Annotated in this window: 18 protein-coding genes; 13 read left to right on the top strand and 5 right to left on the bottom strand. The window is 65.2% G+C overall.

The window, feature by feature from the left end:
• Window positions 1-4 precede the first annotated feature (4 nt).
• The gene (locus IGX34_RS07495) at window positions 5-1,087 is read left to right on the top strand and encodes an AraC family transcriptional regulator (RefSeq protein ID WP_225737297.1); all 1,083 of its coding nucleotides are present in this window, start codon (window positions 5-7) and stop codon (window positions 1,085-1,087) included.
• A 6-nt stretch (window positions 1,088-1,093) separates the two neighbouring features.
• Here IGX34_RS07495 and IGX34_RS07490 read toward each other — a convergent pair whose 3' ends face one another.
• A complete protein-coding gene (locus IGX34_RS07490; protein ID WP_192555087.1) occupies window positions 1,094-1,474 on the bottom strand; it encodes an ArsR/SmtB family transcription factor in 381 nt (126 codons plus the stop codon).
• Between the two features lie 103 nt (window positions 1,475-1,577).
• On the opposite strand from IGX34_RS07490, the gene IGX34_RS07485 reads away from it, so the two are divergent.
• The 3 genes from IGX34_RS07485 (at window position 1,578) to IGX34_RS07475 (ending at window position 5,366) form a co-directional block, all read left to right on the top strand.
• The gene (locus IGX34_RS07485; protein WP_192555086.1) at window positions 1,578-2,324 is read left to right on the top strand and encodes a glucose 1-dehydrogenase; all 747 of its coding nucleotides are present in this window, start codon (window positions 1,578-1,580) and stop codon (window positions 2,322-2,324) included.
• A gap of 523 nt (window positions 2,325-2,847) precedes the next feature.
• Window positions 2,848-4,083, top strand: a complete 1,236-nt coding sequence (locus IGX34_RS07480; RefSeq protein WP_192555085.1) for a parallel beta-helix domain-containing protein — start codon at window positions 2,848-2,850, stop codon at window positions 4,081-4,083.
• A 152-nt stretch (window positions 4,084-4,235) separates the two neighbouring features.
• Window positions 4,236-5,366 carry an SO2930 family diheme c-type cytochrome gene (locus IGX34_RS07475; RefSeq protein WP_192555268.1) on the top strand — a complete coding sequence of 377 codons (1,131 nt, stop codon included), beginning with the start codon at window positions 4,236-4,238 and terminating at the stop codon, window positions 5,364-5,366.
• A 68-nt stretch (window positions 5,367-5,434) separates the two neighbouring features.
• Here the strand turns inward: IGX34_RS07475 and IGX34_RS07470 are convergent, their stop codons facing one another.
• Window positions 5,435-6,112: a TetR family transcriptional regulator gene (locus IGX34_RS07470; RefSeq protein ID WP_192555084.1), complete on the bottom strand. Its 678-nt coding sequence runs from the start codon at window positions 6,110-6,112 to the stop codon at window positions 5,435-5,437.
• Window positions 6,113-6,195: 83 nt separating this feature from the next.
• Here IGX34_RS07470 and IGX34_RS07465 point away from each other — a divergent pair, with 83 nt between their 5' ends.
• From IGX34_RS07465 to IGX34_RS07435, 7 genes are read left to right on the top strand one after another with little or no spacing between them, the layout of a single operon-like run.
• Complete coding sequence (locus tag IGX34_RS07465) at window positions 6,196-7,824, top strand: xylulokinase (RefSeq protein ID WP_192555083.1); 1,629 nt, start codon at window positions 6,196-6,198, stop codon at window positions 7,822-7,824.
• Window positions 7,821-8,483, top strand: a complete 663-nt coding sequence (locus IGX34_RS07460; protein ID WP_192555082.1) for a class II aldolase/adducin family protein — start codon at window positions 7,821-7,823, stop codon at window positions 8,481-8,483. The genes IGX34_RS07465 and IGX34_RS07460 overlap by 4 nt, the downstream gene beginning before the upstream one ends.
• A complete protein-coding gene (locus IGX34_RS07455; RefSeq protein WP_192555081.1) occupies window positions 8,480-9,955 on the top strand; it encodes an aspartate aminotransferase family protein in 1,476 nt (491 codons plus the stop codon). Before IGX34_RS07460 ends, IGX34_RS07455 begins: the two co-directional genes overlap by 4 nt.
• A gap of 5 nt (window positions 9,956-9,960) precedes the next feature.
• Window positions 9,961-10,590, top strand: a complete 630-nt coding sequence (locus IGX34_RS07450) for a class II aldolase/adducin family protein (protein WP_192555080.1) — start codon at window positions 9,961-9,963, stop codon at window positions 10,588-10,590.
• 47 nt (window positions 10,591-10,637) lie between these two features.
• The gene (locus tag IGX34_RS07445; RefSeq protein WP_192555079.1) at window positions 10,638-11,825 is read left to right on the top strand and encodes an MFS transporter; all 1,188 of its coding nucleotides are present in this window, start codon (window positions 10,638-10,640) and stop codon (window positions 11,823-11,825) included.
• 59 nt (window positions 11,826-11,884) lie between these two features.
• The gene (locus IGX34_RS07440; RefSeq protein ID WP_192555078.1) at window positions 11,885-14,362 is read left to right on the top strand and encodes a TonB-dependent receptor; all 2,478 of its coding nucleotides are present in this window, start codon (window positions 11,885-11,887) and stop codon (window positions 14,360-14,362) included.
• Window positions 14,363-14,385: 23 nt separating this feature from the next.
• Entirely contained in the window at window positions 14,386-15,801 is a 1,416-nt protein-coding gene (locus IGX34_RS07435) for a coniferyl aldehyde dehydrogenase (protein WP_192555077.1), read from the top strand.
• 21 nt (window positions 15,802-15,822) lie between these two features.
• Here IGX34_RS07435 and IGX34_RS07430 read toward each other — a convergent pair whose 3' ends face one another.
• From IGX34_RS07430 to IGX34_RS07420, 3 genes are all read right to left on the bottom strand, one after another.
• Window positions 15,823-16,431 carry a hypothetical protein gene (locus IGX34_RS07430; protein ID WP_192555076.1) on the bottom strand — a complete coding sequence of 203 codons (609 nt, stop codon included), beginning with the start codon at window positions 16,429-16,431 and terminating at the stop codon, window positions 15,823-15,825.
• Window positions 16,428-17,561 carry a mannosyltransferase family protein gene (locus IGX34_RS07425; protein ID WP_192555075.1) on the bottom strand — a complete coding sequence of 378 codons (1,134 nt, stop codon included), beginning with the start codon at window positions 17,559-17,561 and terminating at the stop codon, window positions 16,428-16,430. The genes IGX34_RS07430 and IGX34_RS07425 overlap by 4 nt, the downstream gene beginning before the upstream one ends.
• Window positions 17,562-17,734: 173 nt before the next feature.
• Window positions 17,735-19,150: an OmpP1/FadL family transporter gene (locus IGX34_RS07420; protein ID WP_192555074.1), complete on the bottom strand. Its 1,416-nt coding sequence runs from the start codon at window positions 19,148-19,150 to the stop codon at window positions 17,735-17,737.
• A gap of 307 nt (window positions 19,151-19,457) precedes the next feature.
• Here IGX34_RS07420 and IGX34_RS07415 point away from each other — a divergent pair, with 307 nt between their 5' ends.
• Together IGX34_RS07415 and IGX34_RS07410 are read left to right on the top strand one after the other, a co-directional pair.
• Window positions 19,458-19,775, top strand: a complete 318-nt coding sequence (locus IGX34_RS07415; RefSeq protein WP_192555073.1) for a YcgL domain-containing protein — start codon at window positions 19,458-19,460, stop codon at window positions 19,773-19,775.
• 67 nt (window positions 19,776-19,842) lie between these two features.
• The gene (locus IGX34_RS07410) at window positions 19,843-23,307 is read left to right on the top strand and encodes an ankyrin repeat domain-containing protein (protein WP_192555072.1); all 3,465 of its coding nucleotides are present in this window, start codon (window positions 19,843-19,845) and stop codon (window positions 23,305-23,307) included.
• Window positions 23,308-23,373 lie beyond the last annotated feature (66 nt).

Genomic DNA, 23,373 nt, shown 5'->3' with positions numbered 1-23,373 from the left:
TGGCATGTCAGAACTGGCATTTGAAATGCAGCGCACGCGGCGCATGTCGCCGCTACCGATCGAACCGGATCCGCGCGCACTCGCCGCCGATATACCGCCCAATGTATTGGTGCATCTCACTGAGCTTGCCGCGCGCCGCGGGCTTTCCAGCGAAGCATGGTTTGCCGGGCTCGGCATCACGCGCCAGCAGATCAACGATCCGTCGGTGCGTGTTTCCTATCGCCAGGCACGCACGGTTATCGCGCGCGCACTGAAGGTGCTGCGGGATCCGGGGCTTGGCCTGTCGGTCGGGCGCAACGAAACCATCGGCAGCTTCGGCCTGCTTGGTCTGGCCATGATGACCTCGCGCAATTTCGGCGATGCGATGGGCGTGGGCATTGAAAACCACAAAATCTGCGGCAGCCTGCTCGATGTGGATTTTGCCGAGGTCGATGCACGCACCGTGGCGGCGCAGGCATGGCCGCGCTTCGGCGAAATCGAACTGCTGCCGTTCCTGTGCGAAGAGCTGTTTTCCAGCAGTTTGGCCATTGCGCGCGAACTGGTCGGGCCGAAGCTGATTCCGGTGCGGGTGGAATTCACCTATCCGGCACCGCCGTATCGCGACGAATACGCCAAAACCTTCCAGTGCGAGCTGCGCTTCGGCGCGCAGCACAACCGCGTGCTGATCGATACGCACTGGATGGACTACCCGCTGCCCGGCTACAACCCGCTTACCTCGCGCCAGGCGCTGACGCTATGCCACCAGCAACTGCGCGGCACCAGCAGCTCGGATGAAATCGTCGGTTCGGTGGAGCGCCTGCTGCGCAGCCGCCTGCGCGAGCATCCCAGGCTGACCGAAGTAGCGCGTACGCTGCATCTGAGCGAACGCTCGCTGCGCCGCAGGCTGGCCGACAGCGGCCGCATCTTCCGCGAGATCCACGATCGCGTGCGCGCCGAACGCGCGCTGGAACTGTTGCATGCCGGCCAGATGAGCGTGGCCGAAATCGGCATCGAACTGGGTTTCAGCGATCCGCGCGAATTCCGCCGTGCATTCAAACGCTGGACCGGCATGCCGCCGCAGCTGGCACGGCGCAGTTTTCCGGTCTGACGCCGATCAGCCTGCCTTGCTTTTCTTGGCGGCAGCCTTGCGCCTACCTGCGCGCAGCCGCTCCTCGGCCTGCGCCTGATGCGCTTTCATGATGGTGCCGACCAGTCCCGGGAAGCGTTGCTCGACTTCGGCGTAGCGCGTGCTGTTGCGCATCTCCACACCCTGCCGCTCGCTGCGGATCAGGCCGGCCTCGCGCAGCGCACGGAAATGCTGCGACAAGGTCGACTTAGGAATATCGCGGTCGCTGATTTTCAGGAAGTTCGAACAGGTGGCGCCGGCGCAGACGGCCAGCTCGGCGAAAATGGCCGCGCGCACCGGATCGGACAGTGCGTGCAGGATGCCCTCGACGGTGATGTCCTCGATGGACGGGTGAATCAGCGGTCTCATGTCGCGCATTTTACCAGGGGCTTGATTTCTAGTTCCATAGTTCATAAGTTACGAACTATGGGATTTATGAACCAACCCCACCACCTGTCTTGAGGACACATCCATGAGCAAGCTGAAAGGCAAAGTCGCCGTCGTAACCGGCGGTTCCAAGGGTATCGGCGCGGCCATCGCCAAGGCGCTCGCCGCCGCGGGCGCTGCCGTCGTCGTCAATTACGCATCCAGCAAGGCCGGCGCGGATGCCGTGGTGGCCGATATCGCCAAGGCCGGCGGCAAGGCGATTGCGGTGGGCGGCGATGTCTCCAAGGCCGCCGAGGCACAGGGCATTATCGATGCGGCAGTGAAGGAATTCGGCCGTCTCGACGTGCTGGTCAACAACTCGGGTGTGTATGAGTTCGCACCGCTGGAAGAGATCAACGAGCAGCATTTTAAAAAGCACTTTGACGTCAACGTGCTGGGCCTGCTGCTGACCACCCAGGCAGCCGCCAAACATCTGGGCGAAGGCGGCAGCGTGATCAATATCGGCTCGTTGGTGACGCGCCTGACCCCGCCTGGCAGTGCGGTGTACACCGCCACCAAGGGTGCGGTGGATGCGATCACCGGCGTACTGGCGCGTGAACTGGGTCCGCGCAAGATCCGCGTCAACGCGCTGAATCCGGGCATGGTGGAGACTGAAGGCACGCACGCAGCCGGCTTTATCGGCTCGGATTTCCATCAGCACGCAACCGCGCAGACCCCGCTGGGCCGCATCGGCCAGCCGGACGATATCGCTTCGATCGCCGTGTTCCTGGCTTCCGACGATTCGTACTGGCTGACCGGCGAGCATCTGTTCGCGGCCGGCGGCATGCGCTGATCCGCTGCTTCAGCGACGCCATGAAACAACAGGCCCTGCCGGATCCGGCAGGGCCTTTTTTATTGCCGATGCACGCTGCCGTCGCCAATCCCCAGGCATAGGCGCGGCGATGCGGAGGAGTTGGCCGCGCGCACTCGCGCCGCTGCTTTTTTGATGGCCGGCTGCGGGGGCAAAGCGGACAAGCTCAACATCGCTTGGGTCGAAACCCGGCCGCCAGCGGGAGCGTGGCGGAACAGCCGATTCATCCAGGACGAGTGCATGATCATCTCCGGAACCATTGATCTGCATTCAAGATAGAAGTGTTCGATGTGGCGCAAAAGCGATATCTCTGCAAGCCAGCCTTGAGCTGATGTGAAGGCTGATCACTCAAGTGCGCGCAAGAGGGTCGACCGCGCCACCATCACGCCAGGCTCACGCTGGCCGATTCACCCCCCATCCCCGTCCCTTCCGCCCTCCCCTCCCGGCGCCGCTTGCAGGACAGTGCAGGGGTACGCGCCCGTATGGCGCGAGGGGAGATGCCGTCATGCGCAAGACCTGCACGCTGATCGCCATGGCCGGGCTGCTGGCCGCCTGCGGCCACCAGGACAACGCCACGCAAAGCCAGGGCGATGTGTCGTTCGAAAGCAAACTGGAACAACAACTGCTCGACGCCAAACCGGGCAGCGTGATCGATATTCCCGCCGGCCATTACTCGCTCAAGCGCGGCCTGAGTCTGCGTACCAGCGGCGTGACCATTCGCGGCGCCGGCATGGACAAGACCGTGTTGTCGTTCAAGGGCCAGGTGGTGGGCCCTGAAGGGCTGCTGGTGAATGCGGACGACTTCACCATCGAGAACCTCGCCATCGAAGACACCATGGGCGATGCGCTGAAGATCAACCAGGGCAAGAACATCACCATCCACGGCGTGCGCATCGAATGGACCGACGGCCCCAAGACCACCAACGGCGCCTACGGCCTGTATCCGGTAAAGACGCAGAACGTGCTGGTAGAAGACTCGGTGGTGATCGGCGCGTCCGATGCCGGTATCTACGTCGGCCAGTCCAACACCATCGTGGTGCGCCGCAATCGCGCCGAGCAGAACGTGGCGGGCGTGGAGATCGAAAACTCGGTGAATGCCGATGTGTACGACAACACCGCCACCAAGAACACCGGCGGCATCCTGGTGTTCAACATGCCGAACCTGTCGCAGGAAGGTCATTCCACACGCGTGTTCCACAACAAGGTGTTTGCCAACAACACCGGCAATTTCGCGCGCAAGGGCGCTGCCGTGGCCAGCGTGCCGGCCGGTTCGGGCATCGTGGTCAATTCCAACGACAAAGTGGAAATCTTCGATAACGACATCGCCGACAACCAGACCGCCAATGTCATCATCTCCAGCTATTTCTCCACCAACTACTACAACACCAGCGGTGTGGCCGCCGACTACAACCCCTATCCGAAGGCGATCTACGTCTACGGCAACCGCCTCAGTGGCGGCGGCGATTCGCCCGACGGGTTGAAGCTGAAAACCCTGAAGACCGCGGTATTCGGCCTTACCGGCAAATTCCCCGATGTGGTCTGGGACGGCTATGCCGATCCCAAGCAGGCAGTAAATGGAACTCCGGCGCCGGAGAACCGCATCTGCATCCAGGATGTAAACGGCGTGCTCGATATCGATGGCCCGCACGGCTACAAGAATCCGAGCACCGATACCAAGCCCTACCAGTGCACGCTGCCCAAGCTGCCGCCGGTAACGCTGAGTCCGGAACCGAAGGTCTGATGAGCAGCCACGAAGTGACGCACGCGACTCCCTCCCCTGCTTGCAGGGCAGGGCTGGGGTGGGGTTCTCCACGCCCGCGCAATCCATCGCAAGCGGGGACACCTCCTATCCAATCTCCCTCTGGGAGCAGGGGGAGGAGCCCATTGCTGCGCATGCTGTTGCTGCTGGCCGCACTGTGCGTGTCGGCCTGCCATCGTTCGATGGATGCCGTGGCTTTCCATGACGACGGTTATCCGCCCAAGCTCAGCGACTGGCACGTCGTGGAAGCACGCGATGGCGTGCTGCAATTGAACGAAGGCGTGGTGCCGTACGAACTCAATACACCCTTGTTCACCGACTACGCGCACAAACTGCGCACGATCTGGATGCCCAAGGGCGTCGCGGCCACATACAGCGCCACCGATACCTTCGATTTTCCCGTCGGCACCATCATCAGCAAGACCTTCTTCTATCCGCTGCCGAAAGGCGAGGCGCGCAACGCCACCGATATCGCGCGCACCTACGACACCAGCCGCGATTTCGCCGGACAAGGCTTGAACCTGGCCCATGTGCATCTGGTGGAGACGCGCTTGCTGGTGCGGCGCAAGGAAGGCTGGGTGGCGATTCCCTATGTATGGAATGCCGACCAGACCGAAGCGGTGCTCGCGCGCACCGGCGACGTGCAGGCGCTGACCCTGGTCGGTGACGACGGTACACGCGAAAACTTCAACTACGTCGTGCCCGATCAAAGCCAGTGCGCCAGCTGTCACGCCCGCGACTGGACCACGCGCGCGATCCAGCCGATCGGCCCGAAAGCGCGTCATCTCAACCGCGACTACCGCTACGCCGACGGCGACGAGAACGAACTGGAGCATCTGGTGCGCGTGGGCTATCTGAGCGGTGCGCCCGCACCGGCCGACGCGCCGCGCAACGCCAACTGGCTGGATCAGCACGCGTCGCTGGATGCACGGGCGCGCGCGTATCTGGATATCAACTGCGGCCATTGCCACAACCCTAAGGGAGCGGCCAATACCACCGGCCTGACGCTGGACATCGCCACGGCAGAAGACCGGCATATCGGCATCTGCAAGCCGCCTACCGCGGCCGGCCAGGGCACCGGCGATCATTTGTTCGATATTGTGCCGGGCCATCCGGACGACTCGATCATTCCCTATCGTCTCGGCTCCGCCGTGCCCGGCACGATGATGCCGGAACTAGGGCGCAGCACCGTGCATCAGGAGGGGCTTGCGCTGATCAAAGCGTGGATTGCATCGCTGCCCGGCCAATGCGTGGTACTGCACTGAACATGGCCGGGATCGCCATGCGCACCGGCGGCAGCGCTTTCGCCGCCCGCTCCCGAATGCCGTGCCGCTCAGCGCCCCGGCTTGTTCTGCAGGCGCGCCACGTTGCTGGCCAGGCTGGCGGCCACCAGGCGCATCACCGACGGCGCATCCAGCGAGGGATCGTCGAACAGCATTTCCAGCGCGGCAAAGGCCATGCTGTCGGCAACCCGGCTGAGCAGCTGCAGTTCGGTGGCCGGTGCGCCGGGAAACGCGTCGCGCAAACGCGCCGTCGCCTGCGCCGCCACTTCGCTGGCCGAGGCCAGGCGCACATCCTGCAGCATGGGAATGGCGCGCAATGCGCGCATGATCCAGATGCCGCCGGTGGCCTGGCGGGTGACTTCGTAGGTTTCCAGCAGCAGGCCGGTAAGCGCGTCTTCCAGTTGCGTTGCGGAAGCGAACGCCGCAGGCGTCAGCCATTGGCCGAGCAACGCATTCTGCCGCTGCATCAGGCGCAGGCCGAGTTCGTGCAGCAGCGCGTACTTGTTGGGGAAGTAACGGTACAGAGCCGGCGGCGACAAGCCCGCGCGCTGGCATACCAGATTGGTGCTGAGCTGCTCGAAGCCGACTTCGGCCAATACCTGGGCGGTCACGTCCAGCAGCTGTTCGTAGGTCTCAGCCGCGCGCGACTGCGCGGGGGCCAACTTGGGAGCCAGATCGAGCTTGGGCGGCTTGGCGCTGCGGCGGGGCCGCTTGGTCGGGGCTGGCACGGAATCGGGGTCCTTCGGCTATTGCGCGAATTATAGCTATAACTATATTGTAGCTAATACTAGCTTTTGGGGAGCGAGTGTTCATGCCCAGCGCGGCGCCAGCCATCACGCCTATCCGCAGCGAACGCCTGGTCTTGGCGGTCGACCTGGGCACGTCCGGCTGCAAGGTGGCGCTGGTCGGCATGGACGGCAGCGTGCTGGCGTGGACCTTCCGCCCGGTAGCACTGCATCTGGTGGATGAGCTGGGCGTCGAACAGGATCCGCAGGATTGGTGGCAGGCCTTCCTCGACGGCGCGCAGGAATTGCTGGCAGCCGATGCGCAACGGCGCCGGCAGGTAGTGGCGGTGTGCTGCTCCACCTTCGGCGAATGCACCATTCCGGTTGACCGGGATGGCAACGCGCTGGCGCGCGCGATGCTGTGGGTGGATATGCGCGGTGCCGATGCGATCCGCCGGCGCGCACGGCGCGGGCGCTTGCATATCCAGGGTTACAGCCCGCTGCGTCTGGCGCGCTGGTTGCGCCTGACTGGCGGCGTGCCGTCGCTGTCGGGCAAGGATCCGGCCGGTCACATTGCATGGCTCTACGACCGGCAACCGGCGGTGGTCGAGCGCAGCAGCAAATTCCTCAATGCGCTGGATTTCATGAATCTGCGCCTGACCGGCCGCTGCTGCGCCACCTACGATTCGGCGCTCACCACCTGGGCCACCGACAACCGCGATCTGTCCCACGTGCACTACGACGAGGGCCTGTTGCGCCTGCTCGGCATCGAACGCGACAAGCTGCCGGAGCTGGTGCATTCCACCGACGTGCTCGGCCCCTTGCTGCCCGCCGTGGCGCACGCGCTGGGGCTGGCCCCCGATACCAAGGTGGTGGCTGGTGCGATCGACAATTCCGCGGCGGCGATCGGTGCCGGCACGGTGCGCGACGGCCAACTGCATTTGTATCTGGGCACCTCGTCCTGGCTCGGTGCGCATATGCCGCGCAAGCGTACGCACCTGAGTGCATACATCGCATCGCTGCCTTGTGCGCAGCGCGACCGCTATCTGGCCATGGCGATGCAGACCTCGGCTGCCGGCAACCTGGCGTTTCTGCGCGACCGCATTCTGTTCCATGGCGACGAACTGCAGGTCGACGAGCAGCGCGGCGACGTGTATCCGCTGCTCGACCGCATTGCCGAACGCGTGCCGCCGGGCGCGCGCGGACTGCTCTACATGCCGTGGCTGCTGGGCGAACGCACGCCGGTAGACGACCGCCATCTGCGCGCGGGGCTGTTCAATCTTTCGCTGGAACACACGCGCGAAGATATAATCCGCGCCTTCCTCGAAGGCGTGGCCTTGAACACCCGCTGGATGCTGGAGCCGATGCTGGCGTTCGTCGGCGCGCCACGCGGCGGCGCCATCACTATCGTGGGCGGCGGCGGCCAGTCGGCGGTGTGGTGCCAGATGATGGCTGACGTAACCGGCATGCTGATCCAGCAGCCACAGGCGCCGATCCAGGCGAACGCACTGGGTGCGGCGTTTATCGCCGGCGTCGGGCTGGGCGAGCTGTCGTTCCAGGATGTGCCTGCGCTATGCCGCTATCGGCAGCGTTTCGAGCCGCGCCCGGCGCTGCGCAGCCTGTACGACGACAGCTTCGCCACCTTCAAGCAATTGCATCGCCGGCTTGCGCCGCTGTATCGCCGCATCAATCAACACCGGAGTCCGCCGCGATGAAATTCGAATCGATGCGCCAACGCGTGGTCGAGATGAGCGTACTGCTGGCCGACCGCGGTTATTTCGCGGCAACCGGCGGCAATCTCGCGCTGCGCGTGGACGCCGAACATATCGTGGTAACGCCATCGGCCGTCGACTATTACGAGATGGGTCCGCAGGACATCTGCGTGCTGCGTCTGAGCGATCTGGTCAAGATCGATGGCGAGCGCAAGCCTTCGGTGGAAACCGGCATGCATGCGCAGGTATTGCGCAAACGCACCGACTGCCACGCCAGCATCCACACCCATCAGCCGGTAGCGAGCGCCCTAAGCCTGCTCGGCCAACCGCTGCCCGTACCGCCGGAACAGCGCGCACTGCTCGGGCCGCAGGTATTGATCGCCGGCTATGCGCCATCCGGCACGCGCTGGTTGTCGAGCAAGTTGCAACGCGTGCTGCGGCCGGAGGTGAATGCCTATCTGCTGCGCACGCATGGCGCCATCTGCTGCGGCAGCAGCGCCGAGCGCGCGCTGCAATCCATTGCCGCGCTGGAAGCGCTCGCCGCCGCCCATCTGCGCGCGCGCATCGCCGCGCGCGCCACTCGCCCGGCCTCCGAACAGGCGGCACTGCAAAAGCTGGTCGCCACGCTCGACGCACAACCCGTGCAGGAGTTGATCGCATGAATTTCAATCACGCCAACGCCGCCTTGCCAGCCGCCAGCGCGGTATCGCAATGGCCGGATACCGATGCGTTGTACCGTCGCTTCGACGCGCTGGTAAAGCAGCCGATGCGCCCGCTCAAGCGCGATGCCATGCAGCGCGTGCTCGCGCATTTCGAGCAGCGCTGCCAAGGCTCCAAGCGCCTGGCCGAGCAGGCCGCCCAGGTGATTCCCGGCGGCGTGCAGCACAACCTGGCCTTCAACTATCCGTTCCCGCTGGCCATCGCCCAGGTCGACGGCGCGCATATGACGGACGTGGACGGCAATCGCTATACCGACTTCCTGCAGGCGGGCGGCCCCACCCTGCTCGGCTCCAATCATCCGGTGGTGCGCGAACAAGTGCGCGCGTTGCTGGAGCATTGCGGTCCGGTCACCGGGCTGCTGCACGAGTACGAGGTGAAGCTGGCCGAACTGGTCTGCGATGCCATGCCGGGCGTGGACATGCTACGCATGATGGGCTCGGGCACCGAGGCGGTGATGGGCGCGATCCGGCTGGCGCGTGCGTATACCGGCAAGCGGCGCGTGATCAAGATCGGCGGTGGCTACCACGGCTGGAGCGACCAGATGGTGTACGGCATGCGCCTGCCCAATACCGGTCGCATGGAGGCGATCGGCATTCCGCGCGGCGCCACTGCCGGCACCCAGGAAAGCCTGCCGAACGATCTCGCCGCCATCCGCCGCAAGCTGCAATGGAACCGGCTGCGCGGCGGCACCGCCGCGATCATCGTCGAACCGTTCGGCCCGGAAAGCGGCACACGCCCGGTGACCAGAGATTTCAATGCCCAGCTGCGCAAGCTGTGCGATGAATTCAACACCTTGCTGATCTTCGACGAGGTAGTCACGGGTTTTCGCGCCGGCATGGGCGGTGCGCAGGCGTATTTCAACGTGCAGCCGGATCTGACCATTCTCGGCAAATGCCTTACCGGCGGCTATCCAATGGCCGGCGCCATCGGCGGCAAGCGCGACATCATGATGATGCTGGTCGGCGGCATCGGCACGACCGCCAAGCGCGCCTTCGTCGGCGGCACGCTCACCGCCAATCCGCTGTCATGCGCCGCCGGCTATTTCGCGCTGCAGGAAATGCAGCGCACCGATGCGGCGGCCAAGGCCGGCCGCGCAGGCGATCGCCTGCGCCAGGGCCTGGAACAGATCATCGAGCGGCTGGGCCTGCCCTACGTCGCCTACAACATGGGTTCGATCGTGCACCTGCAGACCTCGGGTGTGATGCTGCTCGACACCAGCAGCCTGCTCAAACTGGTGCGCGCGCGCCACGAAGCCAAGCAGCGCAAGCACATGATGGAGGAAATGGGCGCCGCGTATGCCGCGCATGGCCTGATCACCCTGGCCGGCAGCCGCATCTACACCAGCATGGCCGACACCGACGAAGTGATCGACGATGCGCTGAACCGCTTCGAAGACGTGCTGAAACAGGTGTAGCGAACATGCCGCTGACCTCTCTGCTCGAAGACGCGATCAAACGCCTGGACGGCAAGCAGTTGCTGGGCAGCGGCGCCAGCGTATCCGTGCGCCTGCCTGGCACGCAGGACATGCTGTTCGGCACCGTGGCACATCCCGTGGCGCGCGTAGCACTGGCCGACGCACAAGGCGAGCAAGCATGGCATGCCGCGGTCTACCGCACACGCGCTGATGTCGGTGCGGTTGCGTTGGGCGGCGGCAGCTATGGTCGTAGCCTGGGCGACTTCGGCGGTAACCTGCCGCAGGTGTTCGATGAGCAGGCGCGCCATCTGGGGCGCACCGCGTTGCCATTGCACGATCGGCGCGGCGATCCGCAGGCCGGCGCCGAGCGCTGCCTGGGCACCGGCGGCGATGCCTGGGTCTGCGGCGACGCCGTGCTGGTATTCGGCAGCACCGCACATCGGCTGGTGCTCAATGCAGAGTTGCTGGAGAAATGCGCCAAGGCCTATGTGCTGGCGCTAGCGTGCGGAGCGCGCGTACACACGCTGCCCTGGTGGGTTTGCCGGATCGCCAACGGGCGCCTGAAAAAAGATCAGCGCAAAGCCACCGAACGTTTTGCCCAAGGCTTGCTACCCGAAGAAGTGAAAGGCTACTGAGGCGCATGCATGCATCGACATAGCAAACTGCAAGGGAGGGCCGGCCGATGAGCACCGCCGTGTCGCTCACCTTCCGCCGCTCCGAACGCGCCGCCGCGCTGGCGGTGGGTTGCGTGGCGCTGATGATGCTGGGCCTGCAGCCGGCACTGCTGGGCGATCTGGTCGAGCAGCAGCGCATTTCGATGGAAGGCGTCGGCATCGTGGCGATGGGCGAAATCTTCGCACTCGGCATCGGCGTGGTACTAGCGGAAAAATTCCTGCCCTTGCAGCATCTTCGCCCGGTGGCGATCTGCGGCAGCTTGCTGCTCGTGATGGTGAATCTGCTCACCCTGCTCGTGCACGGCGACGCAACCTGCGCCGCGATACGCGTGCTGGCCGGGCTGCTGGAAGCGAGCCTGTTCTGGATCACTACCGTGGTGATCGTGCGCTCGCATGAGCCCGACCGCCTGGCCGGCATTTTTCTCACCGCACAAACGCTGACCCAGGCGCTGGTGGCGCTTGCGCTGGCCAAGTTGCCGCTGCATGCGCTGGGCTGGCAGGCCGGCTTTGTGGTGCTGGCGGCGGTGTGTATCACCCCGCTGTTGGTGATCTCGCGCCTGCCGCGCCAGGTCGGCTCGCATAGCGATGCGATCATGCCGTCGATCGTGTCATGGCGCGGCCTGTTTGCCCTGCTGGTGCCCTTTGCACATCTGAGTGCGATCGGCACGCTGTGGGCGTATCTGGAACCCTTGAGCAAGCACGCCGGCATTGCCGGCGGCAACGCGGATGCCCTGGTGGCGCTGACGTTGCTGATGCAGGTCATCGGCGGCAGCTTGGCCGCGCTGGTGGTACGTCGCTGGCGCGTCGGCCCGACGCTGGTGGCCAGCGCCGTGGTAGTGGCCATGATCGGCCTGGGCATGCACCAGCTGGCCACGCCCGATCCATGGCGTTTTACCGCGCTCTGCGCAGTATTCGGTTTTGCCTGGCTGTTCCAGATGCCGTTCCACGTGCGCCTGGCGTTCCAGATCGATCCGCACGGGCGCATCGCCCTGCTGGTGCCGCCGGCGCAGCTGCTGGGTTCCGGCTTCGGGCCGCTGGCCGCTTCGTTCAGCGTGCACGGCGACGATGTACAAGGCATACCGTTGATCGCGGCGGGATTCGCGGTGTGCGTAGTGGTGGCTTTGTTGTTGGTGAAGTTTCGCGCTCCTTCCGGCGACGGGAACGGGGTTTTGGCCGGAGGCGAGCACTTCAAATAAACGCGATGCATCGGCCTGATGCGGCGATGCAATCCGACACAGCGAGAGGGGAGATCGACATGACGATGCGGCAACGTACTTTATCCAGGTGCCTGCGCCAGGCGATGTTCGGCGGCGCGGCACTGTTGCTCGGCGCCTGCTGGCCGGGCGGCGCACAGGGCCAGGATGCGAACAGCAATCCGCCTGCCGGCAAGCAAACCGCCAGCAAGACCGCCGCCGACGCCAGCCAGGCCAAGCAGCTGGGCAATATCACCGTTACCGCGCAAAGCCGCTCGCAGCAGATGGAACAGGTGCCGATTCCGCTGCAGATTCTTACCGCACAGCAGATATCCACGCAGGCGGCCACGGATCTGAGCAAGATCTCGCTGTTCGTGCCGGGGCTGGTGGTAAGCGGCAGCCAGCCGACGCAGCCGAATTATTCGCTGCGCGGCATCAGCACCAGCGACTTCGGCATCGGTACCGAATCGGCAGTGGGTGTGTATATCGACGGCGTGTATGCCGCGCGTTCCGGCGGCGCCCTGCTGGCGTTCAACGATATCGACCGCATCGAAGTACTGAAGGGCCCGCAGGGCACGCTGTTCGGCCGCAATGCGGCGGGCGGCGCGATCTCCATCGTCACCAACGAACCCACCGACAAGTTCGAGGGTAATGCGCTGGTGCGCTTCGGCAACTACGGCGAGAAATACGAAAGCGCGCTGGTGAATATCCCGCTCAACCAGGATATGGCGCTGCGCATCAGCGTGCTGGACAACCAGAGCAACGGCTGGATCCGCGACCAGGCCACCGGCCAGCATTACGGCCGCAACGATGACTGGGGCACCCGCATGGTCTACCGCTGGAACATCACGTCAGATACGCGCCTGCTGTGGTCGTGGGATCACGAGCGCCTGGACCAGCCGCCGCAGCCGGCGATCGGCCTGGTGGCGCTGTCCAACAACACGTACCAGCGGCCGCCGTTTCCGCCCAATCCGCAAACCTACCTCGATCCGCTCAACGCGCCGCTGTACAACGACGCCAGCCAGGCCGCCGAGTGGCGCCACTTTGACGGCTCCACCCTGATCATCGATCACTCGTTCTCCTGGGGCAGCCTTACCTCCACCACCGCCTGGCGGCATTTCAATACCTTCAACGACGAAGACAACGACGGCACCGACCACATCGTCAGCTACCTCGACACCGCCAATATCGAGCACAACAACAGCTACTACCAGGAGTTCAAGCTGGCCGGCGACAACGACCTGATGGACTGGGTCGCCGGGGTCAGCGCCTATTCCGAGCAGGCGCGCCAGACCAGCCAGGTCAACACCAACACCTACAGCCTCGACACGCTGGCGCAGAACGTCGACAACGAAGGATTGCCGCTGACCGAGATCACGCAGGGTCTGCAGCAGTTCGGCCTGCCCTACAACCTGCTCGGCGACCCGTGGCGCGAGGAGATCAACAACGTCGGCCACTTCAAGGCCTATGCCGCGTTCGGCGACGTGATCTGGCATCTCAACGACCAGCTCGACCTGACCACCGGCCTGCGCTACACCGAGGACCAGAAGGATTTCACCTGGTACACGCCGCTGCGCCAGGCCAACGCCTTCGACCAGACCGTTGCGCAACTGGTCAGCAGCGGCATCTTCGGCATCCTGCCGCCGGATGCGCAGCAGGCGCTGAATGCGTTCGGCACCAACCTGATCTTTCCCAATGCGGTCGGCCAATGGGTGCAGACCCAGCACAGCTGGCACGATTTCAGCCCGCGCGCCGTGCTCAGCTACAAGTTCACGCCCGACGTGATGGGTTATGTCTCGGTGACCAAGGGCTACAAGGCCGGCGGCTACAACAGCCTGCAGGTCGGCTCGCTGTATGCGCCCGAAAAAGTGTGGAACTACGAGGGCGGCGTGAAAGCGGTGTTCCCGCAGTACAACCTGATGTTCAACGCGTCGGCGTATTACTACCGCTATTCCAACCTGCAGTCTTCGGTGCTCGATCCGAACTTCAACGGTTCGGGCGTGCCGTTCTATACGGTGATGACCAGCGACCAGCATGCGCACGGCCTGGATGTGGAAGCACAGTGGCAGCCGGTGAATGCGTTGCGCCTGAATTTCACCAGCGCCTATATCGACAGCACCTACATCCAGGGCGTCTCCACCTCCGGCGTCAGCCTCAACGGCCAGCCCACCGGCGAGCCGACCTTCTCCGCCACCGCCGGCATGGACTACACCTGGTTTGGCGTCTACCGCGGCAATCTGGAATTCAACCTGCAATACGCCTATCGCGGCCCGACGCGCTGCAACGCCGACTCCGGTGTGCAGGGCACCTGCCTGAGCACCCCGCTGTTTACGGTCGGCACCTCCACCCAGCGCACCGATGCGCGCCTGGACTGGCACACGCCGGACCAGCGCTGGGGCGTGGCGCTGTACGTCAACAACATGTTCAACAAGCGCTACGTGGTGAGCATCGGCAATGACAGCACCAACGACTTCGGCACGCCCTACGCTATCGTAACGCCGCCGCGCGTATACGGTATCGAGCTGCGCACGAAGTTCTGAACGGGGGAGGCGCCACGGCCATCATGAACCAGCCTGATCATCTGGACCTGCCCAGCGAACTGGCACGCCTGCGTGCCGTGCAGGCAAGCGAGCCGCTGCCCGACTGGCGCACGCGCGCGCGCCGCCTGCGCGCGCTGGAGGCGATGGTGTACCAGCATCGCCAGCACATCGCCGAGGCCATCCACGCCGACTTCGGCTGCCGACCGCGCGAAGAAACCGAAATGCTGGAGGTATTTCCCAGCCTCTCGGCGATTCGCCACGCACTGCGCCATGGCCGGCGCTGGATGAAACCGCGCCGTGCATTGGCCGGCCTGGCGTTCCTGCCGGCGCGCACGGAAATGCGCCCGCAGCCGCTGGGTGTAGTCGGCATCATCGTGCCGTGGAATTACCCGCTGTATCTGGCGGTGGGTCCGCTGGCCGATGCGCTCGCAGCCGGTAATCGCGTGATGGTGAAGATGAGCGAGTTCACCCCGCGCTTCTCGCAGCTGTTCGCCGAGCTGGTCTCGCACCACTTCCAGCCCGACGAGGTGCTGGTGGTGAATGGCGATGCGTCGGTAGGCCAGGCTTTCGCCGCATTGCCGTTCGACCACTTGCTGTTCACCGGCTCCACCGCCGTGGGCCATCACGTGATGCGCGCGGCGGCCGCCAATCTCACCCCGGTGACCCTGGAACTGGGCGGCAAATCGCCGGCCATCATCGGTCCCGGCGCACGCTTCGAGCACGCGGTGGAACGCATCGTGTTCGGCAAGCTGGTCAACGCCGGACAGACCTGCATCGCACCCGACTACGTCTTGCTGCCGCGCGCCGACGTGGCGCGTTTCACCGCGGCGGCGCGCGCGGCGGCGGCGCGTCTTTATCCCGATCTGGCGCGCAATCCGCAATACGCGAGCATCGCCACCGAACGCCACTACCAGCGCCTGGCCAATCTGCGCGACGGCGCGGAAAACGCGGGCGCCAGCGTAACCAGGCTGGCCGACGTGGAAGACCGCTCCGAGCGGCGACTGCTTACGCCGGTGCTGCTGACCGGTGTGCACGACGACATGCTGGTGATGCAGGAGGAAATCTTCGGCCCGCTGCTGCCGCTGCTGCCCTATGACCAGCTCGACGAGGCCATCGATTACGTGGCGCGTCATCCACGCCCGCTGGCACTGTATCTGTTCGAGCAGGAACAGGCGCGTATCGACCGGGTGCTGGCACGTACGCATGCCGGTGGCGTCAGCCTCAACGACACGCTTTATCACATCGCCCAGCACAGCCTGCCGTTCGGCGGTGTCGGCCCTTCAGGCATGGGCAGCTATCACGGCGAAGCCGGCTTCCGCACGTTCTCGCATATGAAGCCGGTATTCCGGCAGGCGCGCTTCAACGGTACCGGGCTGCTCAATCCGCCGTATGGCAAGCGGTTCCGACAGATGCTGGAGATCTTGCTGCGCCGCGGTTGATACGCTGCGGCGCGCGACGCGTTAGTGCGGCGCGCTGTCCACCTGATCGAGCGAAATGGCAGTAATCCCGACGTGCTGCCCATCCCTGCTGTCGCCGACATCCTGGCGGTAAAGAGAGGCCAGGCGATCGACATGGATCTTCACCCGCAGCATTCCCGTTCGCACCAACGCGCCTGGCACACGCACGGCAATCGGCGTCATGCCGTCGGGACCACCGCGCTCCCATGAACCCAGCACGTGTCCGTTGACCGACACTTCCACCCGATTGCGCGGCTGTTGCGGCGTGGTCGCCACCATGGTCTGCAGGCTAAGCACCCGATCGGCATTGCGCGGAGCAGTAGCCAGCATCACCAAGGCATCGTTGGCGGCCATCCACATGCCGTGATGATCGCGCAGCATGATCCAGCCATTGCCGAGATAGGCGTTGTCATGGCCGCTACTGCCGAAGGTCAAGGTCGCCGGCGGCAACAGCGGATGCGCCTGACTGAATAGCGTGGCCTGGCGATTGCGCTGCACCACGATGAAATTTTCGCTGTGCGTGACAAACAGCGCATAGGCGGCGATGTAGCCGGCACCCAGCACCAATAGCGCCCCGAACAACACCCCTCGCCGCCATGCCGGAGCGGTCATATCGAAATCGCCATGCCGAGTGCCCATGCGCAAGCCAGGACGCCGTTGATCATGCCCAGCGTTCCACATAACAGCGCCGCTCCAAGCGGCCGCGCCGCAAAGACCCGCGCCACGCCGATCCAGACGGGAAACAGCACCAGCCAGTAGCGGAACACCGATACCAGGCCCTGCCCGCACCAGATCAGCACAACGGTGACGATACAAAACGCAAATTCTGCGTACAACCGTTCCTGCAGCAGCAACAAGGAGCAGAGGGCAACCGTTATGCTGACCAGCGCGCCGAGCATGAAGTTGCCGCCGCTATGCAATTGCTGCGGTACGTTTTCCCATGGCGGCGCAAACGTCCAGCCCCAGCCGATGAGCTGAGTGGACGAATGCGCGAACGCGTCCCCAGTGGCAACCAGGCAATAGCCGAAGAACAGAAACGCACCGAGCGGCGCGAATACCACGGGGATGAATTTTTCCGGGGCACGCCAGGGCATCAGCAAGGCACGCAGGCCATCACGTTGCCAGATCCAGACAACCGCAAAAACAATAAACAACACCCCGTTCGGCCGCGCCGCGGACAACATCGCCGCCGCCACGCCTGCCGCCAGATAATGCTCGCGCCGTAAGTGATACATCGCCGCAGCCAGCAGCAACAGGCACAGACCTTCGGTGTAGGGCGCGCTGAACACGATGCTTTGCGGAAAAACACACAATATCGCCGCCGTCAGCAGGGCCACCGTCCGATCCAGGCCCAGTTCGCGCACATACAGATAGACATAGAACAGCGCGCCGAAAAAGCACAGATTCGATACAAATATGCCGGCATGCAGAGCATCGCCGCCGTTGAACGGCATGAATAGCCGCAACAGCAGCGGAAACAGCGGATAGAAGCCGAAATTGGATTCGCCCGGAATACCGCCCGTCTCGAGCGGCGAGTAGCCGTTCGCGGCGATATCCAGGTACCACTTGCAATCCCAACGGCAAAGTACGTGCGCCACCGAGGCCGCTTCGCCATGCACGCCGGCCAGCTGCATCGTTGTTGCCGCAATCGCCAGCAGTACCAGCCGGGAAATAAGGAACATTACCGCCAGCGGCACGAACGCTTCGCGGAGATGCTGACGGGCGGAAACGGTTTGCAGCATTGCTTGCCGATCTCATAGGCAGGTAACGGGACGCCGGCTTTTATAGCAGAACCGCCTGCGCCATGACGCGGTCTCCACAAGCCGCCTGATGGAGCTGTGACGTGTTGCCTCAATCCCCTGCAAAACAAAGGGCCTTCCCGACCGAAGCAGGGAAGGCCCTCGATGCCGGCAGCTTAGAACTTGTAGACGCCGGAAATGGCGAACAGGTTGCCGTAGTCGCTGGAGGTGCCGGTGATGGTGTCTTCGGTGGCGCTGACGTCGGTGGCGATGGTCGCCCGGTTCACGAAGATGTGCGCATACGAAGCATTGATCGAGAAGTGCTCGGTAGCCTTGTAGCCGATGCCCACCGAAGCCAGCTTGCGGGTTTCGTCCGGCACGCGCACATCGCGGGTGGGGCCGGAGGTGGGGGTGGTATCGAAGCCGATACCGCCGCGCAGCGTGAGCTGGTCGGTCAGGTAGTACTCGCCGCCGATCGAGGTGTACCAGGAGTTATGCCAGTTGAACACCTGGGTGGTGGCCGGCTGGTACGGGTTGGCGTAGTTGACGGTGAGGTTCTTGAACACGTCCCACTCGGTCCAGGACACGTCCATGCCGAAGCCGAACTTGTCTTCCTGGTGCCAGTAGCTGGCGGTGGCCACGGCCGGGGTGGTGAAGTCGGCGGTGCCGCCGGTGTTCTGGAACGGCAGGTTCGAGGTGTTCAGGCCCAGTGCCGGCGCCAGCTGGCCGATCAGGGTGGATACGTTCTGCGGCACGGCAAAATCAGCCGTGCCCTGCAGGCGGTGGCTGATCTTGGAGCGGTAGTTGAAAGCGAGGCGATCCTGCGGATCGATCTTCCAGTAGCTGCCCAGTTGCCAACCCCAGGCCCAGCTGCTGCCGGTGATGCGGGCGTAGCCGTCGGTGCCCGGCGGGATCAGGCTGTAAACCTTACTCGGCGGCAGTTGCAGCGCCGAGTTCGGACCGGCCAGGTCCAGGCCGACGCTGGCGAAATTGATCGCATTGCTCAGCGTGGCGCTGGTGCGCTGCGCGATGGCGCTGCCGCCGATGCTGAAGTTGTCGGTGATGTCATAGGAGGCCGACAGCGTGGCATCGAGCGATTCGAACTTGGACTCGATCGCGTTGTAACGACCCACCCAGTTGTTGTCGTACTGGGTCTTGAAGCCGAACGGCACGCTGAAGGCCGCGCCCACGTGCCAGCGATCGCTCAGCTGCGTTTCGAAGAAGAACGCCGGCACCGGCATGGTGGTGCCGGCATTGCCGCCGTTATTGCCGCTGATCGGGTTGTTCAATACGTCGTGCGCGCTGCCGCTGAAGCTGGTGCCGAAGTTGATCGCGGTGACGTCCGCCTCGAAATAGGTACCCTTCAGATCGCTCATCGCGGCCGGGCCATTGGCCACCACCGATACGTCACCGCCCGCAGTCAGCGAACCGGCATAAGCGCGGCCCATGCTCTGCGCACTGTCTTCCTTCAGCTGGAAAGCACTGGCCCGGGCCTGCTGCGGCGCAGCCAGGGCACCGGCGATGGCCAGGCCAAGCGCGGCGAGGGCGAACGGACGGCCACCACGAACGGTGTTGCGGAAAAACATGTGCATCGCTTGCTTGCTCCTGCTTCTTCTTGGTGACGAGTGCGGCCAACGGGCGACCGGCATCAGCCGAGGGATCGGCATCCCTCGGGTGGAATGACGGCTCGGGTTTGGGCGGGGGGCATCACGGCCAATTTCATACGCGCGTTTGATAACCCCGGCGGGCACTCTGCCGGCTCGGGTGGGGCCGCGCAAGTGCGCTTGCAGCATTCAGCTACAGCCTCCTACCCCATGTGCCTACTTGGTTATTGGGGCGACGCTGACAGGGCGTGCTGCTAACCTTCACGACCCACTACGGATTTCGCGGGTTCAAGCCATGCACTGTTTCGTCTATGCCAGCCAGCGCAAGGCCGATACCTACGTGTGGCTGCAGCAGCGGGACAACTTCAAGCCGATCCCGGCCTCGCTGGCCATGCTGCTGGGCGACCTGCGCTTCGTGCTGGAAGTGGAGCTGCACGCACAACGCCGCCTGCCGCATGAGGATGTCGAGGTGGTGATGGAACATCTGCGCACGCAGGGCTGGCATTTGCAGCTGCCGCCGCAGCAGACACTGGCTGCGCCACCCGCTACATCCGATGCGGATGCCGGCCTGGTGGAGGGTGCTGCGCTGAATCGGGATGACGCACCTGAGTAAGCACTGACAAGCCACGGTTAACGTGTGATTACCGTCTGACGCGCTCCCGATTCCTATACTCGCCGACATGCCATCCAACAAACCGCGCCGCCCATCCTCCGCACTGACATCCCTGATCTGGTTTCTGCCGGGCTTCGCCGTGGCCGGCATAGCCGCCGCCGTCGGTGCTCATCCGGCAACGCTGATCCTGTTGCTGCTGGCCAATACGCTGACCATGGCCGCGGTATGCCACGCGATCGGCTTCGACCCGGAGCCCAACTTCGCCCGCACCGTGCTGCGGCGAGGTACGGCGCACCTGACCATGTTCACCTGCTACGTGGCGCTGGTGTTCCTGCTGATCGCATGGCCGATGCTGCGGCTGACGCAGCAGCCGACCCTGGGCGCGAGCCTGCTGCTGGCTGCGGCGCTGGTGGTGGCGCTGGCGGTGCTATGGCGATTGTGGCCGGCGTTTGCCCTGGTCTTCGTATGGGATGACGCCTATCCCGCGCATGACAAGCACGAAGGCTCCTCGCTGTTTACCGCCACCGCGCGTAGCCTCACCTTCGGCCGGCACCTGTCGCGCGAAGAACATTTCTTCAGCCACTTCCTGCCCAGCGCACTGGCGCTGGTGATTCTGTCTTTTGCCGGCATCGCGCTGAGCGGCCTGTATGTGGTGCTGCCGACCGAGATGCGCACCGCGGCGCTGGTGCTGTACGCGGTAGTGGTGCTGCCGCTGGGCTGCCTGGTGGTGGCCAACCGTACGCTGCGCGTGATGCTGTGCGAAAGCCGCCGGCCGCGCCGCAAGGACGCCGAGCGCGCAGAGCCTGAAGCCACGATTCCCGTCGCGCCGCCGCAGCTGAGCGAGCAGGAACGCACTGCCGGCACGCCGGAGCAGGCGCAGGCCCTGCTCGCGGCCACGCGCCAGGGCGATATCGCCCGCGCGCTCGCACTGATCGAGGCCGGCGCCGATCCGAACACCGCCCCGCTGCCCGGCGACCGCGACCAGCGGCCGGTGCTGATGCTGGCCGCCCTGCTGCCGGACCCGCAGTTGCTGCGTGCGCTGATCGTCAAGGGCGCTGACGTGAACCGCGCCAGCGGCGGCCTCAGCGCCCTGCTCGCCGCCACCCGCGACAGCTGGCACGGCCGTGCCGACGCAGTGATGACCCTGCTCGCCAACGGCGCCAACCCGCTGGCCGCCGATGCCGACGGCAACACGCCCTTGCACGGCGCCGTGCTCAGCGGCGAGCCTACGGTGGCGGCAATGCTGCTGGATGCCGGCGCCAGCGTGGATGCACTCAACCAGGCCGGCGCCACGCCGCTGTCGGTCGCCTGCCGCGCCGCCAACTGGCCGCTCGCGCAGTTCCTGCTGGAGCGCGGCGCCAAGCCGTCGCCGGCCAACGGCGAGCCGGCGTTGGTCGCCGCTGCCGGCATTGCGGATGACGACGTTACCGGCGTCAAGATGCTGCTCAAGCACCGCGCCGCAGCGAACGGCGTGGATGCGCGCCAGCGCAGCGCACTGATGAGTGCCGCCGCCGAAGGCCACGAACAAATCGCCCGCGCGCTGCGCATTGCCGGCGCCGATGTAAATCTGGCCGATCATCATGGCGCCACCGCCTTGATGGAAGCCGCGCGTGCCGGCGCCGTGGCCGTGGTGCAGTTGCTGGCCGATGCACAAGCCAATGCGCTGGCGCGCGACAAGCACGGCCGCGATGCCTTGACGCTCGCTTGCCAGTCGCCGCATGCACAAGTCGAAACGGTGCGCGTACTGCTCGCCCTCGGTGCCGAGCCCAAGACACCCGGCGGCGACGGCCGCAGCGCATTGGACCACGCGGCCGCGAGCGGACGCTGGGATCTGGTCGCCCTGCTCGACCCGGATACGCCGCTGCCGGCCAGCCTCGACCTGGACACCATCGCCGAAGGCGCCGACACCCCCGCGCATCTGCTCGATGCACTGCGCTTCGGCCATTGGGCGATCGTGTCCGGTTTTGCCGGACGCGTGCGCGAGTGGTCGCAAGCGCAGCTGGCCCAGCTGTATCTCGAATTGACTGAGCCGGGCCTCGGCGCCGCACGCCGCTGGCTGCTCGATCATGGCCTGCAGGCCGAAGCACGCATGCAGCCGCAGCTGATCGACGATCCGGATACCGATCAGCCGACCTTGCCGCCGCTGGGGCGCCGCCTGTTCGATGCGCTGCTGCCGCAACTGCCCGACAGCGCCGAAGCCATCCGCGACCTGCTCGCCGCCGGCGCAAGCCCGGCCGGCACCGGCCTGCTGGCGCAGGCGCTGGCAGGGCTGCACAACGCACCGCAGGGCGCCGCCCTCGCACTGGATCTGCTCGAGCGCGGCGCCGATCCGTTCGGCCCGGACGAACGCGCACGCACGCCGGTGCATCTGGCTGCAGTCAATGGCCAGCTTGCGCTGCTGCAGAGCCTGCTCAGTCGCGGCGGCAATCCGAATACGCGCGACAGCCAGGGGCGCACGCCGCTGTTCGCCGCGCTCGAACACGGCAGCACGGCCTTGCCGCTGGTGCGGGCGCTGGTCGCACATGGCGCCGATGCCGAAGCTACCGATGCCAACGGCGAAACGCCGCTGGGCCTGGCGCTGGAGCATCCCGAACTGGAGCGCTGGCTGGACTGGAGCGACTGGCAGCGTCCGCGCCGCGCCCTGCGCGCCGAAGACTTGATCCAGACGGCCAAGCAAGGCGCCGATACCGCCGTGCGCCGTCTGCTGGAGCTGGATTTCCCGGTCGATGCGCGCGACGCGCAAGGCGCCACCGCGCTGCTGCACGCCTGTGGCGCCGGTCACCGCGAGGTGGCCGTCACCCTGATCGACGCTGGCGCCGATCTCGCCGCCAGCGCCAACAACGGCATGACGCCGCTGGCCGCAGCGGTCGCCGCGCGCCGCGAAGCCCTGGTGGCGCTGTTGCTGGAACGCGGTGCCGCGGTGGACCAGCGTCTGCCCGGTGACGCCACCGTGCTGATGATTGCCGCCGTGCAGGGTTATCCGGACACTGCCGAACAACTGCTCGATGCCGGTGCCGAGCCGAATGCCGTCGATGCGCGCGGCCATAGCGCGCTGCATGCGGCTGCGCAGTTCGGCTTCGAACAGAACGACAGCTTGCGCGCACGCCGCCTGTTCGACGCCCTGCTCAAGCGCAAGGCCGACGTAAACCTGGCCGACAGCGAAGGCAAGACGCCGCTGCTATTGCTGCTTGGGGCGCACCAGCGTCCGGGCAGTGCCTGCGATGCCACGCATATCGGCGCACTGCTGCCGGTGCTGCTGGATGCCGGTGCGCGCATCGAGCACGCCGACCAACGCGGCGTGACCGCCCTGCATGCCAGCGCCATGCATGCGCTGCTGCCGCCCGCACGCGTATTGCTGACGCGCGGCGCGGATCGCAATGCGGCCGACAACTTCGGCCGCACCGCGGCGGATGTGGCGCGGCACCTGGGCTTTATCGATATCGCGCACGAACTGGCGGCGCGTGGCGGCAGTGCGATTCCCAGCGTGCGGCAGACATTGCGCCAACCGGCACAGCCTTCGGATCAAGCGTAACGAGCTGCATCCTCCACGGACGTCATTTCCGCGAAAACGCAATGACGTCCGCTCCGAGTTAGCCAG

The organism is Dyella acidiphila (genome assembly GCF_014863405.1).
Taxonomy (GTDB): Bacteria; Pseudomonadota; Gammaproteobacteria; order Xanthomonadales; family Rhodanobacteraceae; genus Dyella_B; species Dyella_B acidiphila.
The sequence above is the reverse complement of the archived record's forward strand: the minus strand, read 5'-3'. Positions and strand labels throughout refer to the sequence as shown.

What these genes read in the sequence shown, in the direction of transcription:
- IGX34_RS07410 (WP_192555072.1), top strand. Translation starts at nt 19,843, where the DNA reads ATGCCATCCAACAAACCGCGCCGCCCATCCTCCGCACTGACATCCCTG.
- IGX34_RS07415 (WP_192555073.1), top strand. Translation starts at nt 19,458, where the DNA reads ATGCACTGTTTCGTCTATGCCAGCCAGCGCAAGGCCGATACCTACGTG.
- IGX34_RS07430 (WP_192555076.1), bottom strand. Translation starts at nt 16,431, where the DNA reads ATGACCGCTCCGGCATGGCGGCGAGGGGTGTTGTTCGGGGCGCTATTG.
- IGX34_RS07460 (WP_192555082.1), top strand. Translation starts at nt 7,821, where the DNA reads ATGAAATTCGAATCGATGCGCCAACGCGTGGTCGAGATGAGCGTACTG.
- IGX34_RS07445 (WP_192555079.1), top strand. Translation starts at nt 10,638, where the DNA reads ATGAGCACCGCCGTGTCGCTCACCTTCCGCCGCTCCGAACGCGCCGCC.
- IGX34_RS07475 (WP_192555268.1), top strand. Translation starts at nt 4,236, where the DNA reads ATGCTGTTGCTGCTGGCCGCACTGTGCGTGTCGGCCTGCCATCGTTCG.
- IGX34_RS07435 (WP_192555077.1), top strand. Translation starts at nt 14,386, where the DNA reads ATGAACCAGCCTGATCATCTGGACCTGCCCAGCGAACTGGCACGCCTG.
- IGX34_RS07495 (WP_225737297.1), top strand. Translation starts at nt 5, where the DNA reads ATGTCAGAACTGGCATTTGAAATGCAGCGCACGCGGCGCATGTCGCCG.
- IGX34_RS07485 (WP_192555086.1), top strand. Translation starts at nt 1,578, where the DNA reads ATGAGCAAGCTGAAAGGCAAAGTCGCCGTCGTAACCGGCGGTTCCAAG.
- IGX34_RS07490 (WP_192555087.1), bottom strand. Translation starts at nt 1,474, where the DNA reads ATGAGACCGCTGATTCACCCGTCCATCGAGGACATCACCGTCGAGGGC.
- IGX34_RS07420 (WP_192555074.1), bottom strand. Translation starts at nt 19,150, where the DNA reads ATGCACATGTTTTTCCGCAACACCGTTCGTGGTGGCCGTCCGTTCGCC.
- IGX34_RS07450 (WP_192555080.1), top strand. Translation starts at nt 9,961, where the DNA reads ATGCCGCTGACCTCTCTGCTCGAAGACGCGATCAAACGCCTGGACGGC.
- IGX34_RS07465 (WP_192555083.1), top strand. Translation starts at nt 6,196, where the DNA reads ATGCCCAGCGCGGCGCCAGCCATCACGCCTATCCGCAGCGAACGCCTG.
- IGX34_RS07425 (WP_192555075.1), bottom strand. Translation starts at nt 17,561, where the DNA reads ATGCTGCAAACCGTTTCCGCCCGTCAGCATCTCCGCGAAGCGTTCGTG.
- IGX34_RS07440 (WP_192555078.1), top strand. Translation starts at nt 11,885, where the DNA reads ATGACGATGCGGCAACGTACTTTATCCAGGTGCCTGCGCCAGGCGATG.
- IGX34_RS07455 (WP_192555081.1), top strand. Translation starts at nt 8,480, where the DNA reads ATGAATTTCAATCACGCCAACGCCGCCTTGCCAGCCGCCAGCGCGGTA.
- IGX34_RS07480 (WP_192555085.1), top strand. Translation starts at nt 2,848, where the DNA reads ATGCGCAAGACCTGCACGCTGATCGCCATGGCCGGGCTGCTGGCCGCC.